This is a genomic window from Streptomyces afghaniensis, assembly GCF_044327915.1.
Taxonomy (GTDB): Bacteria; Actinomycetota; Actinomycetes; order Streptomycetales; family Streptomycetaceae; genus Streptomyces; species Streptomyces afghaniensis.
The window spans coordinates 881,262-897,790 of the sequence record NZ_JBIRGJ010000004.1 but is presented as its reverse complement, the minus strand read 5'-3'; the positions used below and the strand labels follow the sequence as shown (position 1 = coordinate 897,790).

Here is a 16,529-nt window from a genome sequence, read left to right as displayed (position 1 = left end):
GGTCTTGACTATTCCTCGCGCATTCGTGAAACCCAACGTGTGGGCTTTGGGCTGCTCCTGCAGCTGCAGGCCACACAGCCGTGGACCGACTTCTCCGAGCCGACCGCACCGGCTGCGGCTGCGGCTGCGGCTGCGGAGGAAGCGGTGGCGCGAGACTTCCCTCGCCGGAGCAGTCGACCTAGGTAGCGGAGGGCACCGCACTCGGTTTCGGCGGTCAGCGCGCCGTGGCCGGCGGCGGCCAGGTGACGGGCGTCTCGGGCGGTGGCGGGAGGCGGGGGTGATCGGTTCCTCGGGGATGGTCGTCGACGCCAAGGCCAGGGGTGTCCCCGCTCACCGGCTGGCCAACCCGTGCTGGGCGGATGCCGCATCAACCGTCTGCGCCAGCAGGACTGCGATGGTCATGGGGCCGACCCCACCGGGGACTGGCGTGATCAAGCGGGCACGAGTGCGTGCGGTGTCGAAGTCGACATCGCCGACGTTGCCCGGGTTGTATCCGGCGTCGATCACGACGGCCCCCGGCTTGACGTCTTCGCCGCGGATAAGCCGAGGCCGTCCCACGGCCGCCACAACAACGTCCGCTTCCCGCACAGTCGCGGCCAGATCGGTCGTGCGGGAATGGCAATAGGTGACAGTGGCGTCCCGGGCGAGCAAGAGCATTCCGACGGGCTTGCCGAGGATCGCGCTTCGACCCACGACAACGGCATGCTGACCTGCAAGATCGACGTCATACTCGTCCAAGAGCCGCATGATCCCGCCCGGGGTGCAGGATGCGAAGCCAGGCAGCCCGAAGCTCATCGCCCCGAAGGAGCTCATCGTGACCCCGTCGACGTCCTTCTCCGGCGCGATGGCCTCGAACGCCGCCCGCTCATCGATGTGAGGGCCGCAGGGGTGCTGAAGCAAGATGCCGTGCACTCCAGCGTCCTGAGAAAGGGACTGAAGGGTCTCTACCAGCTCAGCGGTCGTAGTGGTGGCCGGCATGCTGACAAGCCGGGACTCGATACCCGCCTTCGCGCAACGGGCCCGCTTCATCCGGACGTACGTCACCGAAGCCGGATCTTCACCCACCAGCACCGTTGCCAGGCAAGGCGTCACGCCAACGCGTCGAGCTAGCTCTGCCGCCCTGCCTGATGCCTCCTCAACGATGCGTCGGGCAAGGCTGACGCCGTCCATAAGCCGGGCTGTCTCTGTCTGCGACATGGTCGCCTCCTGGCGTTGCTGACCACTCGCCCAGGCGCACGGCATCGACCGATTCGTCAGACCGCTCCCCGGTGGTGCTCCACCTCAGCGCCAGTCACGGCCCAGGTACCACTCTAGGGGATAGCACTTCCACTGATCATGAACGGAAGTTCAAAAACACCTAGTCAGCCCGTCAGCCGGATCGTCCGCATGACCACCGACGACATGACCACCGACGATGTCCTCCGCGAGGGCCAGCACGTCGCACTCCGGCTTGTGATCCACCCACCCCAGGCCCCGAGCCGGTGGCCGCCCTCGATCCTCTCCTCCAGCATGGCTGGACCTCCAACTCCTTCAAGCTCCCAGTCCATAGCGTCGAAGTCCGGGTCGCCCCTCGCTCAAGGGGCAACGCCAGCAGCACAGTTGGCCACAACGTCGGTCCACTAGGTTCTGTCCGGCGCCGAGCGCGACGAACTCGCGGTAGCTGAACGGGTTCTTGAGCGGGTGAGTGAGCAACTCGCCGGGGAGCGTGCTTCGGCCGCGCCGACGCCCGGGCAGGTGGGCGGCCGGGCGGTGACGCTGATCCCGCACCGCACGTCCGGCGTGGAGGAGGGGGCTCTGCCGTCGGACTACCGGCGCATTCTCGCCGCCGTGCGGCAGGGCGCCGGACCGGTCTTGGCCCGGCAGGTCGGCGAGATGCTGGGGTGGACATCGGCGTGCAGTCCAGACCGGAGGCGCTGCACGGGAAGCTGGTCAGGCTGGCCTGCCGCGGCCGGCTTAGGAAACTGCCCGACGGCCGGTTCACCGTTCGCCTGTGACCAGGGACGCTGCCGCCCTGATGGCGCCCGTTGATTGAATTCCCCACCCCTCAGGCTGTTCCCCAGGTCTGCTCATCTGGTACGTCTTCTCTGCCCGTGCAGCGGTCCGTACGACTTTGATGGTGCGGGAGTACCGGCGCGCGCCCCCACGACAGAGGGGTTTGCATGTGCCGTAGCGGCCGGAACCGGGGCGAGTCAGGGTGTCCGCAGAGCCACCGCTGCCTTGTATGTGCGCAGTACCGGGGCCGTTTCAATGCGTGCCACTTCCTCCCATGCCACGCGCTGCGTGAGGTACGCGTGGAGCGCCTCTGCGTCCCGGCACAGCGCATGCGCGACCAGGTTCGTCGGCCCGGTCGTCGCCGCGACCAGCGCCAGTTCCTCGTGGCCCGCCAGGGCGGTGGCCACCGTCTCCAGGTGCGCGGGCGCGACCTGCATCCACAACAGCGCCGACACCGTGATGCCCACCACCGCCGGGTCCACGTCCACGTCGAAGAAGAGTGCGCCGCGTGCCCGCAGTTCTGCGAGCCTGCGGGCCACTGTCGACGCCGTCGTGCCGGTCACCGCCGCCAGTTCCGCGTAGCTGGCCCGTGCGTCCTCGCGCAATGCGTCCAGCAACACCCGGTCCGCGTCGGTCAGCAGGTACGGCTCGTCCCCGGGGTGCGCGGCTCGTCCGCTGACGCCGCTTGTGTCCCGTTCAGCGCGTAGCCGGGCCTCCTGCTCTTCGTCCAGCACGTTCACCCGTCCCCGCCATGCGGTCGGCCCGCCGAGGTAGGTGTGCAGCAGGTAGTGGGCGGAGACCGAGGTGATTCCGGCAGTGCGGGGGATGTCGCGTAACAGCAGCGCGTGCGCGTCCGGACCGGAGGGTGCCGTGTGGATGATCGCCACGATCTCCGTGCCGCCGGACGTCAGCCGCACCCAAGAGGTGTCCGGTCGGCGCGCGAGCGCCACCGCGATGTCGTGCGCGCTGCGCGTCGCGGCCGTCAGCCGCACGAACCACTGGTGTGCGCCCGCGCTGCGCGGTGTCGGCAGCGTCACCACCCGCAGCCCGGCCTGCGCGTGCAGGCGTCGGTAGCGGCGGACGACGGTTTGCGTCGAGGAGCCGAGGATCTCGGCAATAAGCGTGAACGGCGCCCGCGCTTCCACCTGCAGGGCATGGATCAGGCCTCTATCCAGATCATCCAGTACGAGCATATCCAGCAAATTAGCTGATCTGAATGGAAGTAATCACACATCGACTGCGAAGAAATGGAAGCTGATGCAGGTGGGTGGGCACGGTGGTCACCGGTCCGTCACCACTCGTATCCCCAGGGAGACCGTATGTCTGGCACGACCGGCACACCCGCCACCGCGGCGGCCGCACCGGGCACCCTCGCCGACGCGCCCGCGCCGTACCGGTGGCGCTGGACAGCGCTCGCCGCACTCCTTGCCGCCGAGGCCATGAACCTGCTCGACGCCACCATCGTCCAGGTCGCCGCGCCTGTCATCCACACCGATCTCGGCGGAGCGGGCGCCACCATCCCGTGGTTCAGCGCCTCCTACACCCTCGCCTTCGCCCTCGGCCTGCTCACCGGCGCCCGCCTTGGCGACATTCACGGCCGCAAGCGCGTCTTTTGTACCGGGGTCATCGTGTTCGCCGCGACCTCCCTGGCGTGCGCGCTCGCTCCCACCGCCACCGTTCTCATCATCCTGCGCGCCCTGCAAGGGGCCGCCGCTGCCGCGATCATCCCGCAGACGTTCGGGCTGATCCGCGCCATGTTCACCGGCCCCGAACTGTCCAAGGCTCTCGGCATGATCGGTCCCGTCATGGGGCTGTCTGCCGTCGCCGGCCCCGCGCTCGGCGGCGTCCTCGCCCACGCCGACCTGCTCGGCGCCTCCTGGCGCGCCGTCTTCCTCGTCAACCTCCCCCTGGCCGCCGCCGTTCTGGCCGCCACATCCCGGCTGCGCGAGGACCGCGCCCCCGTCCGCCCCCGCCTCGACCCGGCCGGCACCGCACTGGCCATGCTCGGCACCGCCTTGCTGGTGTGCCCGCTCGCCACCGGCCGCCCCGGGCCCGCAGCGTGGGCGACCGCTGCAGCCGGCGCCGTCGTCCTCACGGTGTTCGTCGCCCAGCAACGCCGCACCGCCCGTCGCGGCAAAGCCCCGTCGATCGAACCCGCCCTGCTGCGCGGCCGCTCCTTTCCTGCAGCACTGGCTACGTCCACGCTGTTCTTCGCCGTGATGAACGGCGTCATGATCACCGTCGTCCTGCACCTAGAACTCGGCCTCCATGACGGGCCGCTTACCGCCGGACTCAGCCTGCTGCCCTGGTCCACGGGACTGGCCGTCGCCTCCTGGGCCGCCGGAAGCCACCTCGTCCCCCGGTACGGCGGGCGTGTCATGCACGCGGGCATCGCAACCTTCGCCGGCGGCCTGGCCGCGGCCGCGCTCTCCTACCGCGCCGCCGCCCCCGACGCCTACCCGACGGCCCTCCCGTTCGCCCTCGCGTTGGCAGGGCTGGGCTCCGGGCTGTTCACGCCACCGTTCTTCACCACTGCGCTGGGAGCCGTCGGACCGCAGGAGACCGGCTCCACAGCGGGACTGCTCAACGCCGTCCAACAACTCGGCGGAACGCTCGGCGTCGCTCTGATCGGCGGGATCTACCTCGACACGACCGGCGGCCCCCGCACCGCGGCCGAACACGCGCTCGGCACAGCCGCCGTGCTCCTGGCCGCCACCGCAGCGGCCGCCGGTGTGATGACGGCGCGCCGTACCCGACCGGCCGTTCCCGCCGACAAGGCGGGGGACGAGGCGGGCTGAACTGAACATGCACCCTGCACAGCACATGCACCCTGCACAGCGCAGCTGACACGACCTGCTCACCACGGCCCGCTACCCGACAGACCCTGCAGATCAGACCCCCAGCCGGGGGCCAGCAACCGCCGTCGCCTCGGCTACCGAAGCACCAGCACCACCCGCCCACAGCCACACACCAAACCGATCACCCGACGAGTGTCGGTCCACCAGCGGGTGGCCGCCAAGCGTCGGCCGGGACGGCGGTGCAACGGCGGCCACCCGCTGACTTGCAGGCCGTCCTGGCACGCCGCAGCCCGCCCGCATCCCCTCCCGGCGACGGCCCAGCCGCCTTGTAGGGCCGGTGCCCAGCGTCCGAGACGCCTCACCCATTGCGGGTGAGGCTCCCTCGGTCCCGGCCTCCCCACCATGACCACATGCCTGATGCACGCACGACACGCAGATACGAGTTCCGTATCCCCGGTCCAGTTTCAGAGGACATGGCGGACGCCTTCCCCGAGCTGGACTCCAGCGCCCGCGCCGGAAGGCGCTGTGCCTCGTCCAGTACCAGCAGGCGGGGCTGCCGTAGCCGTTCACCAGCATCTGGTCGGCCTCCCCCGCCCCGCGCGGCAGACGCCTGCCCCCAGCTCGAGGGCGTCCGCGAGCGCCCCGGCGGCGGAGCAGTAACTCGGCCGGCCTCCTGGGTACCAATGAATGCCAGAATCGACAGATGGTGCTTGTAGGAGAGTTCTTCCTTGCTGGAGACGACGAGTCCGCAGTGCGGGTAGGACCGCGCAAGAGCCACGATTTGCCTGCCGTGCCGTGTGAGGGCATCTATCCAGATGAGGCGGTTGCGAGGTGGGAGGCTCTGCTGACGGGGGCCGAGAGTCCGCTCAGGCACGTGGTGCCCATGGCCAACGACGGCTTCACTGTCTTCGCTGTTCCTCAGCCGCTCTGCACCGCTTTTATCGGCGCAGGAACGGATCGGCTCCGAACCACAGCCCTCACATGGGCTGAGATCGCCTCCGAACCGGACAATGAGATTTCTCCCGACAGCGCGGTTGACCTCCTTGAGCGTCTGTCAGCCCTGGCCACCCGTCGTGCGGAGAGAGGCCTGAGCTTGTACTGCTGGTACTTCGCGCCCTGACCTCACCCCGCCGACGTGCCTGGAGTCGCGATCCCAGTCCCGCCGGGAGGGGCCGGGGGGCCTCTCGCCCCGGCGCACCAGGGGATGATCGGCCGGACCAGAAAGCTCACACCGGCATGACTGACTTCCCCTCGTGACCTCAGGTGAGCAGTACTCCCAACGTGCCTGTGGCTATCAACAACCCGGCCAGGAATGTCCAGCCGACGCCGAGCGTGATCGGGCTTCTCTTGTCCGTCCACCGTTCGGCTTGGCTCGGGTACTGTGCGTCATAGACCAGCTCGACTTGGTCGCCCACCTCCGGGAAGGCGGGCTCACCGCCCACCATCCAGCGCATCCGGGTGCCGTCCTCGGCGAAGTACTCGCACACCACACTCTTGGGATCCACGCTGTCCCCTTCGTAGACCCGGTCGATGCACCTCGCGACCACCCGCACCCCGTTGCGCTTCAAGCTCCGCTCGACGTACCAGATGCGCAGCCCGAACGGCAGCAAGAGAACCCCGATACCGATCAGTCCGGTCATTCCCCGCCACTGCCCCCTTGTTGGTCGATTCCCTCACCGGGAGCCGACAGCCCCCACCTCGGTAGCGGCCAACCTACCTGGAGCCACCTCCAGCTCCTCGCACAACGTCCCCAGTACAGGGGCTCCCTCCGCCCCGCCCGCAGAGCCACGAAGACGTTTCGCTTTCGCCCCAAAGGGGGGACCGATCATGTCCGCGCTCGCTCTGCTCGTCCTGCTGCTCCTGGTGCTCGTCATCGTGACGGTTCGTGATCTTTGTTCAGGTGGTGCGGCCGTGCTCCAGCTGGAGCAGGACCAGGGCGGCTCGGGCGATCCGTGTGATGCCGCTGGGATCGAGGCGAGTTCGCCTACCTCGGGCTTCTTGACCGGGTGGTGGAAGCCGTCGCCGGCGTTCTCATAGCCGAGGTCGGTCAGGGTGGGAATGTCGAGGGCGGAAGCGAGCCGGTTCAGGGCGTCGACCAGGCCGTGAGAGCGGGCGCAGTTGGTGTCATGCTCGCGGCCGGGGCGGACCGGGGAGACCCAGATCGGCCAACCGTCGGGGGCTGAGATGACCTGGACGTTGCCGCCGTGGTGCTTGTGCTTCCCGGACCACCAGAGGTCGGCGCCGTTGGGGCCGGGGCAGCGACGCGGTCGGTACGGAGGACGGTGCCGTCCAGGTTGAGATGGGTATGGCCGGCGACCACCGCCCGTTCCAGCGCAGTGGACATATCCAGGGCGTGGTCGGCAGTACGGTCAGCCCCTCGTGCAAGTAGCGGTACGCGGTGGGTACCGAAACCCCGTTGCGCGCGAGTTGGGCCAGCCGACGCCCCGGGACCGCGTGCCCTGCGGGTGCCGAGCCGTTCGCGGTGCTCGCGCAAGAACCGGGCGAGAGTCTCGGCGGTCTCCCTGCCGACGTCGAGTGTTGCGGTGTAGGTGATACCGGTCAACGCGTAAAGGCCTCTGGGTTCCGGAACGTGATCTTCGCAGACCTATTCCTACCAGGACTTCTCGCGTATCTGATGTGGGGTCAAGCCCGCCTGATGTCCTTGGTCAGGAAGATCGCGGATCTGTCGGACGGGCGGCATACTCTGAATCTCGTCCGCACCATCTGGGAGAGTCATGACAAGTCGGTTCACCGAGCTGGCCGTTGACTGCCACGATCCGGAGAGGCTCGCGGCCTTCTGGTGCGAGGTCCTGGACTTCAAGGTGATCGACCGGAGCGAGGGCAAGGTCGAGATCGGCTGCTGGGTGCCGACCGTCGAAGATGTACGTGCCCGCCAGATGCCGCCCACCCTGCTGTTCATCCAGGTGCCGGAGGGCAAGTCTGTGAAGAACCGGCTTCACCTCGACGTCAGCCCGATCGACGGCAGCACCGAGGACGAGGTGACCAGATTACTCGGCCTCGGCGCCACCAAGACGGATGTGGGCCAGAGCTCAGACCGAAACTGGGTGGTCATGGCAGACCCCGAGGGCAACGAGTTCTGCGTCCTGCGCACCCTGGCACCGCAGAACTAGGCCACGAGCGGGCACCCGCATCCCATCGCACACTGCAACCATCACGTTGCCGAGAAGACCTCGCTGTCTCCCTCACCAAACGGTAGATCCCCAAGTCCCTTGGTACGGTGCAACTGATGTCTGCGATCAAGAAGTTCCAAGTCACTTTTGACTGCGCAGAACCTGAGCGTCTCGCTCGTTTCTGGTGTGAGGTGTTGGGATACGTCGTACCGCCGCCACCAGAGGGGTTTGAGACTTGGGATGATTACAAGCGCTCGCAGCCACCTGAGCAGCGGGATTCTTGGTTCGCCTGCATTGATCCCTCAGGAGTAGGCCCGCGGCTGTACTTCCAGCGCGTCCCCGAAGGGAAGATTGCCAAGAACCGGGTGCATCTTGATGTGCGGGTCGGCACCGGACTTGTGGGAAAAGAGCGCCTCGCGGCACTTGAGGCCGAATGCGCACGACTGGTCCCGCTCGGCGCGGTACACGTGCAAACGCTGTATGACGGCAATGATTCGTGCATTCCGATGCTGGACATCGAGGGCAACGAGTTCTGTATCGACTGAGCGTATGGGGCGTGAGTTCATCCCGTGAGGGCGAGGTTGTGCAGCCGGGCGATGCCGAGCATGGCGGTGTGGACGCCGTACGTCCGCTACGACCTGGCGGCCGACCGCGTCGGCGCGGTCGAGCATGGTCGGGAAGCGTCCCTCGGGGGCTAGCTGGGTGCCGAACATGAGGGTGGCTGTGACCTCGCGGACTACTTCCTGCTTCAGCTCGGTGACGTCGCCCCGGCGGCGATTCCAGCCTCTCGTCGTGGATCAGACCGTGGCACGCGCGTCCGCCTGGATGGAGGCGGGTTCCTCGGCGGACAGCCGCGGTGGTCCTTTCGGGTCGGGGTGGAACTTCGACCAGATCGAGCCGGGACGTGGAGCAGCGCGGGTCAGGAGCGGCAAGGTGCCCTGGTGGTGCTTCGTATGACGAGGTGTGGTGTGACGACGACTTCTCGTTCGTCGTCCGTCGCCCCACCCTCCAGCCGGGCGACGGCCCGGCTCACGGCCCGGCGCGCCAGCTGGCGGGCTTCTTGCCCGACCGTGGTGAGTTGGACGTGGGCGAGGCGGGCGAGGTGGCTGTCGTCGAAGCCGACGACCGAGATCTCGTCGGGCACAGGGATACCGGCGCGCAGGAAGGTGTCGAGGACGCCCATTGCGCAGTGGTCGTTGAAGGCGAGGACGGCGGTGGGGCGGGCAGCCTCGGCGAGGAGTGTTCGTGCGGCTGCGGCGCCGTGGTCCTCGGTCAGCCCGCCCGGCACGAGGCGGATGCGGTCGGTGAGGCCGTGCTGCTTCATGGCCGACTTGTAGCCGCGGCGCCGGTCGGCCGCGCCCGGCGCCCTGCCCCCGTCGATGTGGACGATGTCGCGATGGCCGAGTGCCACGAGGTGGTCGACCGCCTGGCGGGCGCCCTCGTCGTCGGCCGCGCGGACGACATCGACGCCCTCGGCGAGCGGACGCAGCCGGCGGGCCACGGAGACGACGGGCAGCTGCGCCGCGATTTCTGCCAGCCGGGCCGCCGGGGCATGAGGGCTGAGCAGGATCAACGCCTCGCAGCGGTCGGCGAGCAGCGTCTCCACCGCCTCCTGTTCGCTGCGGCTCGCGGCGGCTGCGCTGAGCGCGATCTGATAGCCGGCCGCCCCCGCCGCGGCGTAGAGCGCCTCAACCATGTCGGCGTGGAAGGGCTGTCGCAGGTCGAACTGCACTCCCACCAGGTGCGAGCGGCTGCTGCGCAGGAGGCGTGCCCTGCTGTCCGGCCGGTAGCCGATCTCCTGCGCGGCCCGCAGTACCCGCTCGCGGCTTGCCGCGCTGGGCCCCTTGGCACCGCGCATGACCATGGAAGCAAGCGGCACGGAGACACCTGCCCGCGCCGCGAGGTCGCTGAGCGTCGGCCGCTTTCCGTCCGGGACGGCAGAGCGCGATGGCACCGTCGGCCTTCCTGATCGAGGGTCTTCTCCGAGGTGATCGTAGACCGAGCCGAGCAGGGCACGCACTGGTCAACGTTGTTACAACGTTATGAATCAAATGTCCGCACAAACCCTTGACAGGCCGCCCGGCACCTGGCGTACTGCTCCCGATCCCTTAGAACGTTATAAGTCTGGAGCTGGGATGTACACGTTGGCGGTCTGTGCCGAGATGGTCTTCCAAGACCTGTCGATCGAGGAGCGGGTCCGGCGCATCCACGAGGCCGGCTTCCAGGTGGAGATCTGGGACCGGACCCGGCACGATCTGAACGCACTGGCCCAGACCCCCTGCCGAGTCCTCCTCGATGACCGGCTACATCCGCGGACCTCGGCTACGACGGCACGGTCGCCCTGGAGGCATGTCCCTCCGGCGACAGTCACACCGCCATGGAGCGGTTCCGCGCCGCGTTCACAGTCTGTTCCCCCATCCCGAGCCGCAGAGCCGTACGGCATGTGCGTGCCACCCAACAGCTCCCCGCCCGACCCGCAACGGGATGTGTCGCGTCCCGTCGCTGGATCACCCCTTCCCGCAAGTCAGCACAGTGAGGTGCCGAAATGAACCGCTCGCTTTCCTCCCGCTCCCGCAGATTCACCGTCCTGGTGGCCATGACCGCCAGTACAGTCCTGGCACTCGCCGGCTGCTCCAGCAGCTCGGGCGGCAAGAAGTCGGAGGAGAGCGCAGCCGGTGACTCCGCCGGCAAGGCCACCACGCCCCGCATGACCATCGCGATGATCACCCACGCCGTCCCCGGCGACACGTTCTGGGACACCATCCGCAAGGGCGCCCAGGCCGCGGCCGCCAAGGACAACATCAAGCTGGTCTACTCCTCCGACCCGAACGGGGGCAACCAGGCCAACCTGATGCAGAACGCGATCGACCAGAAGGTCGACGGCATCGCCGTCACCCTCGCCAAGCCCGACGCCATGAAGGGCACCGTGGCCAAGGCGGTGCAGGCCGGTATACCCGTGGTCGGCTTCAACTCCGGTGTGGACGACTGGAACAAGCAGGGCCTGCTCGAGTACTTCGGCCAGGACGAGACCGTCGCGGGCGAGGCGGTCGGGAAGAAGCTGAGTGCCCTCGGTGCCAAGAAGGTCGCCTGTGTCATTCAGGAACAGGGCCAGGTCGCCCTCGAGGCACGCTGCGGGGGCGTCAAGAAGGGCTTCTCGGGCACGACGGAAAACCTGTTCGTCAACGGCGCCGACATGCCGTCCGTGAAGTCGACCATCACCGCCAAGCTCAAGCAGGACCCGTCCATCGACTACGTCGTCACCCTCGCCGCCCCGGTCGCGCTGACCGCCACACAGGCGGTGTCCGACGGCGGCAGCAAGGCCAAGGTCGCCACCTTCGACCTCAACAAGGAACTCGTGAAGGCGATCCAGGACGGCAGCATCCAGTTCGCCGTCGACCAGCAGCCCTATCTGCAGGGCTACCTGGCGGTCGACTCCCTCTGGCTCTACAAGAACAACGGCAACTACAGCGGCGGTGGCGTGGCGCCCGTGCTGACCGGCCCGGCCTTCGTCGACAAGTCCAACGTCGCAACCGTCGCCACGTTCGCGGCCAAGGGAACACGGTGACGCGTACGACTCGGGTCATGGCCGGACCCATGCGGGTTCGGCCGGCCTGCGGCTGACCGTCACCGCCAACCCCCCACCCCCGAGGCAAGGAACCACATGACCCACCACACCTCCCTTGGAGTCGCCGTGATCGGCACCGGACGCATGGGAGCCGACCACGTACGCCGGATCAGCGAGGTGACCAGCGGCGCCCATGTGGCCGCGGTCGTCGACGTCGACATCGATCGCGCCAAGACGGTCGCCGCCGACATCGACGGATGCGCGGCCTATGGCGACGTCGCCGAAGCGACGGCCTCACCCGACGTCGACGCCGTAGTGCTCGCATCCCCGGGCATCGCCCACGAGGCGGCCCTGCTCACCGCGTTCGAGCACGACCTGCCCGTCCTGTGCGAGAAGCCCCTCACCCCCGACGCCGCCTCCGCCCTGCGCGTGCTGGAGGCCGAGCAGCGGCTCGGGCACCGCCGGGTGCAGGTGGGCTTCATGCGCCGCTACGACCACGAGTACCTCAAGCTCAAAGCGCTGCTGGACAGCGGGGAACTGGGCCGGCCGCTGATGCTGCACAACCGGCACCGCAACCCGTCCTGTCCGCCGGACTTCACCAGCGCCATGCTCATCAACGACTCCGTGACCCACGAGATGGACATCACCCGCTGGCTGCTCGGCCAGGAGATCACCTCCGTCACCGTCATGCGGCCGCGGTCCTCAGGCAACGCGCCCGAAGGACTGGCCGATCCCCAGTTCGTCGTCTTCGAAACCGACGGCGGCGCCCTGGTCGACGTCGAGATCTACGTCAACGCCCGCTACGGCTACCAGGTCCAGGCCGAGGCGGTGTGCGAGCACGGCACCGCCCGCATCGGCGACCGGCACGACATGCTCGTCACCACCGGCGGCCGCTGGGGCGGCACGGTCACCCCCGGCTTCGTCGAGCGGTTCGAGGAAGCGTACGACCGTGAGGTCCAGGCATGGGTCGACGCCACCCGACGCGGCGAGGTCACCGGCCCCAGCGCCTGGGACGGCTACGCCGTGGCCGCGGTCTGCGAGGCGGGCATCCGCGCCCAGACCGAGGGCCGCCGCGTCGAGGTGGAACTGGCCGAGCGCCCACACCTCTACATCTGACCCCTGCCGCCGGCACACCGAACCAGCGGGGATCGACCGCTCCCCGCCCGACCACACCGCAGACGGGACTCATCATGAAGATCGGTCTGAACACCGACAGCGTCGGGCAGCTCACGCTCGACGAGACCCTGGACCTGGCCGCCGAACTCGGCCTGGACCATGTGGAGTTCGCCACCGGCGCCTGGTCCACGGCCCCGCACATCGACATTGACCGGCTTCTCGACAGCGACGGCGCGCGCCGCGAACTGCTGGCCAAGGTCGCCGACCGAGGGCTCACGATCAGCGCCCTCACCTGCTCAGGCAACCCCCTGCACCCCGGGCCCAACGGCCGCGAGCACGACCAGGTCGCGCGCAGGACGATCGCTCTCGCCCCGCTCCTCGGCGTCGACCGCGTGGTGATGATGTCCGGGCTGCCGGGCGGGCCGGGCGACGCCAACCCCAACTGGATCACGGTCTCCTGGCCGCCGGAGACCACACAGATCCTCGACTGGCAATGGACCGAGGTCGTACTCCCGTACTGGCGAGACCTCGTCGCCCACTCCCGCGACCGGGGCGTACCCAAGCTCGCTCTGGAGATGCACGCCCACCAGGCGGTCTACAACGTCCCCACCCTCCTGCGCCTGCGCGAGGAGGTAGGGCCCGTGGTCGGGGCCAACTTCGACCCCAGTCACCTGATGTGGATGGGTGCCGACCCGCTGGCCGCCATCGAGGCCCTGGGCGAGGCGATCCACCACGTGCATGCCAAGGACACCCGGCTGGAACCCACCCGGCAGGCGCTGACCAGCAGGCTGGAGACGCTGCCGGTCATGGCCGCCGAGGAACGCTCCTGGAACTACGTCACCCTCGGCTACGGCCACGACGACGCGTTCTGGCGCGCTTTCTGCCTCGCCCTGCGCCGAGCCGGCTACGACGACGTCCTGAGCATCGAGCACGAGGACGTTCTTGTGGCCCCCGTCGAGGGCGTCACCAAAACCGTCGACCTCCTGCGCCGAGTCATCCTGCGCGACCCCAGCTCCTACAAGCCCCAGGAGATCTGAGCCGTCCGAAGCCGCACGCACGGACACGAGTTCCGCGCGGCTGAGTCCGCCTGGCCAAGGTCGACCGCGGCGAGTGGGACGACCGGCTGACCACCGCCACCACCGAACACGCAGCTGCCCTGAACGACCTCGTGGCCGCCTGTTGCGAACAGACCGTCACCTATACACCCGCAACCTGACGACAGGCCCGGGCACCGTCCGCCAGTGGGCTCAGAAGAACAAGGTCGAGCTGTGCCGCACCCCGACCAACGACTCCTGGACCAACCCGATCGAGGCGCACTTCGGCCCGCTGCGGCAGTTCACCCTGGCCAATGCCCGGCAGGTGTGAGGCCGGTCTCCGCCATGCCCGCCACACTCACCCGCGCGAGCGGGCAGGTGTGGTGGGCCGTCGGGCGGGTGGCTGTCAGCCGAGGCTGAGGATGGCCTTGACCAGCTGGTCGGGCTGCTGTTCCTGCAGGAAGTGACCGGCGTCGGGGATCGTCACGTGCTTCTGCCCCTTCGCACCGGGGACGCGGGCCTGGAGGATTCCCTCGAAGGGGCGCGAGATCTGTTCGTGTTCGGCGAAGGCGGTCAGGAACGGCTTGTCGAAGGCTTCCAGCCCGGCCCAGGCACTGCGCAGCGTCGAGGCGAGGGGTTCCGGGGTGTCGAGCGTGACGAGGTGCGGGAACTGCCGTGCCCCGGCGAAGTACCGCTCGGAAGGGAAAGGGGCGTCGTAGGCGGCGGCCTCCTCCTCGGTCAGGACGTCGCCGGTCACGCTGAGAGCGGCAGCGACCGCCCGCGAAGCGGTCAGGTCGGGCGCCTCGGACATCTCCCGCCATTGCAGGAATGCGCTGAATCCCTGCGCGAACTGCTCCGCGGTCAGTGAGGCCATGAAGTCCGGGTCGGTCAGGCCGGTGTTGGAGGCGACCACGGCCGCGAACCGGTCGGGCGTGAGCCCGACGTGCACGTTGAAGATGTAGCCGCCCCAGTCCTGGCCGAACAAGGTGATGTCGGTGAGGCCGAGCTGGTCCAGCCAGTCACCGGTCCAGGCGATGTGGGACTCGTAGGTGTACGCGGCCCGGTCGACCGGCTTGTCCGAGCGGCCGAACCCGATCAGATCCGGGACCAGGACCCGTCGGCCCGCTGCCACCAGGCCGGGGATCATCTTGCGGTACAGATAGCCCCAGGTCGGCTCACCGTGAGCGAGCACCACGACCGGACCGTCGGCCGGCCCCTGGTCGACGTAGTGCATCCGCAGAGCCTCGCCGACCGTGACGTACCGCGGCTCGTACGGCCAGTCGGCGAGGTCTTCGAAACGCTCGTCCGGGGTTCGCTCGATGTCCATGCCGGCTGATGAGTTCGACATGTCGCTCCCTTCCTGCGATGTGGATTGGCTGGCTCGCTCTGGTGCCGAGCCGCGTGCTGCTGCCCCATGAACGTACGAGCGGATACCTGACATGTGCCGTCATGTTTATCTGCGACTTTTTCGGCACGCCCGGCGGGAGAGGCAGCGACGGCCAGCAGGGCCGACTTCTGCGGAGCCGAGCCCTGTGCCGCGGTTCGGGATGAGGGGAGCTGTTGTGAAGCACACTCCAGATACATGACGGACTGCGTCATGTATCCGGGTCATGCTTGGGATATGAAATCCGACCGACTGCTGTCGCTGCTGCTGTTGCTGCAGACCCACGGGCAGATGCCCGCGACCGACCTGGCCGCGCGCCTGGAGGTGTCGGTCCGGACGATCTTCCGCGACGTCGAGGCGCTGTCCGCGGCCGGTGTGCCCGTGTACGCCGAGCGCGGCCGCAACGGGGGCATCGCCCTGCTTCCCGGCTACCGCACCGATGTCACCGGCCTGACGGCCGACGAAGCCCGCGCTCTGTTCGTACTTGTCACCGACCGGGCCCACGCCGACCTGGGGCTGGGCCCGGCGATCGGCTCGGCGCTGCGCAAGGTCATGGCCGCTGTGCCCGCGCCGTTTCGCGTCGACGCCGATCTCGCCAGCCGCCGCATCCTGATCGACCCGGTGCGCTGGCGCAGCAGCCCTCAGCAACTCACCGTCGACCTCGGCGTGCTCCAGGCCGCGGTCTTCAACGACCGGCGGCTTCGGCTGCGCTACCGTCACGGCCGCGATGCCCAAGTCCGCTCCTACACCCTTGATCCGTACGGGCTGGTGAGCAAGTCGGGCATCTGGTACCTGATCGCCGATCACCGCGAGAAGCCCATGATGTTCCGGGCGGACCGGATGCTTTCGGCGACGGTCACCGAGGATCCCGTCCAGCGGCGCAGCGGGGTGGAGCTGGCCGAACTGTGGGAGACCCTCCGCGATGTGGTCGACAACGTGCCCACACCGGTGAGCGTGACGGTGAAGGTCCAGCGCCCCGTGCTGGCGAAATTCCTGGCTCTGTATGGTGCGGAGCTCGCCGCCCCGCCGCAGGAGCCCGCCGATGCCGAGAGCACCGATCCGGTGCAGCTGCAGGTGAGGTTCCATTCGCTGGGCTCGGCCGAGCAGCTACTCCTCTTCGGCCCCGCCGTCGAGGTCCTGGAGCCGGCCGAACTGCGTGAGGCGCTGGTCCGCAGGGCGCAGGAGACCATCGCCCTGTACGAGGGCGCCCCAGCAGGCTGACAGCGGTCACCGCCGGGATGCGTCGGCGCGTGAGCACGTCCACGGTGCCACTGACCCCGGCCTCGTCCTTGCACACTGGACGGCCCAGGGCGTTCAGCAGCGGCGACAGCATCCACCGCCTCCACCAGCCGCAGCAATGCCCTCCTTGCCGCGCCGCACCTGAATCCTGAATGTCGAGGGGTGGGGGGGGGGGCCGCGGGGGGGCCCCCCCCCCCAGCCGGGCCAAGAGCCGCAGAACCCCACCCCGCAAGGGCGGCGGCCCGCCGCCGCCCGCCCCCCCCCCCCCAC

At 68.7% G+C, this 16,529-nt stretch carries 13 protein-coding genes, 2 pseudogenes and 1 riboswitch; of the genes and pseudogenes, 9 read left to right on the top strand and 6 right to left on the bottom strand.

All coding sequences use genetic code 11. The features are described from left to right. Positions 1 to 330: 330 nt before the first annotated feature. Complete coding sequence (locus ACH4G3_RS18625; protein ID WP_397625478.1) at positions 331 to 1,197, bottom strand: bifunctional 5,10-methylenetetrahydrofolate dehydrogenase/5,10-methenyltetrahydrofolate cyclohydrolase; 867 nt, start codon at positions 1,195 to 1,197, stop codon at positions 331 to 333. A 21-nt stretch (positions 1,198 to 1,218) separates the two neighbouring features. Then, positions 1,219 to 1,305: riboswitch (ZMP/ZTP riboswitch) on the bottom strand. A gap of 884 nt (positions 1,306 to 2,189) precedes the next feature. Then, positions 2,190 to 3,185 carry an Lrp/AsnC family transcriptional regulator gene (locus ACH4G3_RS18620; RefSeq protein WP_397625523.1) on the bottom strand — a complete coding sequence of 332 codons (996 nt, stop codon included), beginning with the start codon at positions 3,183 to 3,185 and terminating at the stop codon, positions 2,190 to 2,192. 126 nt (positions 3,186 to 3,311) lie between these two features. On the opposite strand from ACH4G3_RS18620, the gene ACH4G3_RS18615 reads away from it, so the two are divergent. Then, entirely contained in the window at positions 3,312 to 4,790 is a 1,479-nt protein-coding gene (locus ACH4G3_RS18615) for an MFS transporter (RefSeq protein ID WP_397625477.1), read from the top strand. Between the two features lie 703 nt (positions 4,791 to 5,493). Then, a complete protein-coding gene (locus ACH4G3_RS18610; RefSeq protein ID WP_397625476.1) occupies positions 5,494 to 5,910 on the top strand; it encodes a hypothetical protein in 417 nt (138 codons plus the stop codon). 139 nt (positions 5,911 to 6,049) lie between these two features. Here ACH4G3_RS18610 and ACH4G3_RS18605 read toward each other — a convergent pair whose 3' ends face one another. Together ACH4G3_RS18605 and ACH4G3_RS18600 are read right to left on the bottom strand one after the other, a co-directional pair. Beyond that, positions 6,050 to 6,430, bottom strand: coding sequence for a DUF3592 domain-containing protein (locus ACH4G3_RS18605; protein ID WP_397625475.1), 381 nt, complete (start codon positions 6,428 to 6,430; stop codon positions 6,050 to 6,052). 256 nt (positions 6,431 to 6,686) lie between these two features. Next, positions 6,687 to 7,353 (bottom strand): annotated as a pseudogene (locus tag ACH4G3_RS18600) (transposase family protein). Between the two features lie 172 nt (positions 7,354 to 7,525). Here ACH4G3_RS18600 and ACH4G3_RS18595 point away from each other — a divergent pair. Together ACH4G3_RS18595 and ACH4G3_RS18590 are read left to right on the top strand one after the other, a co-directional pair. Next, a complete protein-coding gene (locus ACH4G3_RS18595) occupies positions 7,526 to 7,921 on the top strand; it encodes a VOC family protein (RefSeq protein WP_397625474.1) in 396 nt (131 codons plus the stop codon). A gap of 116 nt (positions 7,922 to 8,037) precedes the next feature. After that, entirely contained in the window at positions 8,038 to 8,466 is a 429-nt protein-coding gene (locus ACH4G3_RS18590) for a VOC family protein (protein ID WP_397625473.1), read from the top strand. 374 nt (positions 8,467 to 8,840) lie between these two features. On the opposite strand, the gene ACH4G3_RS18585 is transcribed toward ACH4G3_RS18590, so the two are convergent. After that, entirely contained in the window at positions 8,841 to 9,875 is a 1,035-nt protein-coding gene (locus tag ACH4G3_RS18585) for a LacI family DNA-binding transcriptional regulator (RefSeq protein ID WP_397625472.1), read from the bottom strand. A gap of 591 nt (positions 9,876 to 10,466) precedes the next feature. Between ACH4G3_RS18585 and ACH4G3_RS18580 the strand changes: the two genes are divergently transcribed. The 4 genes and pseudogenes from ACH4G3_RS18580 to ACH4G3_RS18565 form a co-directional block, all read left to right on the top strand. Further along, positions 10,467 to 11,486 carry a sugar ABC transporter substrate-binding protein gene (locus tag ACH4G3_RS18580; RefSeq protein ID WP_397625471.1) on the top strand — a complete coding sequence of 340 codons (1,020 nt, stop codon included), beginning with the start codon at positions 10,467 to 10,469 and terminating at the stop codon, positions 11,484 to 11,486. A gap of 96 nt (positions 11,487 to 11,582) precedes the next feature. After that, positions 11,583 to 12,602 carry a Gfo/Idh/MocA family protein gene (locus ACH4G3_RS18575; protein WP_397625470.1) on the top strand — a complete coding sequence of 340 codons (1,020 nt, stop codon included), beginning with the start codon at positions 11,583 to 11,585 and terminating at the stop codon, positions 12,600 to 12,602. 74 nt (positions 12,603 to 12,676) lie between these two features. After that, complete coding sequence (locus tag ACH4G3_RS18570; protein WP_397625469.1) at positions 12,677 to 13,639, top strand: sugar phosphate isomerase/epimerase family protein; 963 nt, start codon at positions 12,677 to 12,679, stop codon at positions 13,637 to 13,639. Between the two features lie 196 nt (positions 13,640 to 13,835). After that, positions 13,836 to 13,955: pseudogene (locus tag ACH4G3_RS18565) on the top strand (IS630 family transposase); the annotation flags it as partial. Positions 13,956 to 14,042: 87 nt separating this feature from the next. On the opposite strand, the gene ACH4G3_RS18560 reads toward ACH4G3_RS18565, so the two are convergent. Beyond that, positions 14,043 to 14,984: a haloalkane dehalogenase gene (locus tag ACH4G3_RS18560; protein ID WP_397625468.1), complete on the bottom strand. Its 942-nt coding sequence runs from the start codon at positions 14,982 to 14,984 to the stop codon at positions 14,043 to 14,045. Positions 14,985 to 15,257: 273 nt separating this feature from the next. On the opposite strand from ACH4G3_RS18560, the gene ACH4G3_RS18555 reads away from it, so the two are divergent. Beyond that, positions 15,258 to 16,241: a helix-turn-helix transcriptional regulator gene (locus ACH4G3_RS18555; RefSeq protein WP_397625467.1), complete on the top strand. Its 984-nt coding sequence runs from the start codon at positions 15,258 to 15,260 to the stop codon at positions 16,239 to 16,241. Positions 16,242 to 16,529 lie beyond the last annotated feature (288 nt).

Coding starts and splice junctions, on each gene's coding strand:
- ACH4G3_RS18625 (WP_397625478.1), bottom strand. CDS start 1,197: ATGTCGCAGACAGAGACAGCCCGGCTTATGGACGGCGTCAGCCTTGCC.
- ACH4G3_RS18620 (WP_397625523.1), bottom strand. CDS start 3,185: ATGCTCGTACTGGATGATCTGGATAGAGGCCTGATCCATGCCCTGCAG.
- ACH4G3_RS18615 (WP_397625477.1), top strand. CDS start 3,312: ATGTCTGGCACGACCGGCACACCCGCCACCGCGGCGGCCGCACCGGGC.
- ACH4G3_RS18610 (WP_397625476.1), top strand. CDS start 5,494: ATGGTGCTTGTAGGAGAGTTCTTCCTTGCTGGAGACGACGAGTCCGCA.
- ACH4G3_RS18605 (WP_397625475.1), bottom strand. CDS start 6,430: ATGACCGGACTGATCGGTATCGGGGTTCTCTTGCTGCCGTTCGGGCTG.
- ACH4G3_RS18595 (WP_397625474.1), top strand. CDS start 7,526: ATGACAAGTCGGTTCACCGAGCTGGCCGTTGACTGCCACGATCCGGAG.
- ACH4G3_RS18590 (WP_397625473.1), top strand. CDS start 8,038: ATGTCTGCGATCAAGAAGTTCCAAGTCACTTTTGACTGCGCAGAACCT.
- ACH4G3_RS18580 (WP_397625471.1), top strand. CDS start 10,467: ATGAACCGCTCGCTTTCCTCCCGCTCCCGCAGATTCACCGTCCTGGTG.
- ACH4G3_RS18575 (WP_397625470.1), top strand. CDS start 11,583: ATGACCCACCACACCTCCCTTGGAGTCGCCGTGATCGGCACCGGACGC.
- ACH4G3_RS18570 (WP_397625469.1), top strand. CDS start 12,677: ATGAAGATCGGTCTGAACACCGACAGCGTCGGGCAGCTCACGCTCGAC.
- ACH4G3_RS18560 (WP_397625468.1), bottom strand. CDS start 14,984: ATGTCGAACTCATCAGCCGGCATGGACATCGAGCGAACCCCGGACGAG.
- ACH4G3_RS18555 (WP_397625467.1), top strand. CDS start 15,258: ATGAAATCCGACCGACTGCTGTCGCTGCTGCTGTTGCTGCAGACCCAC.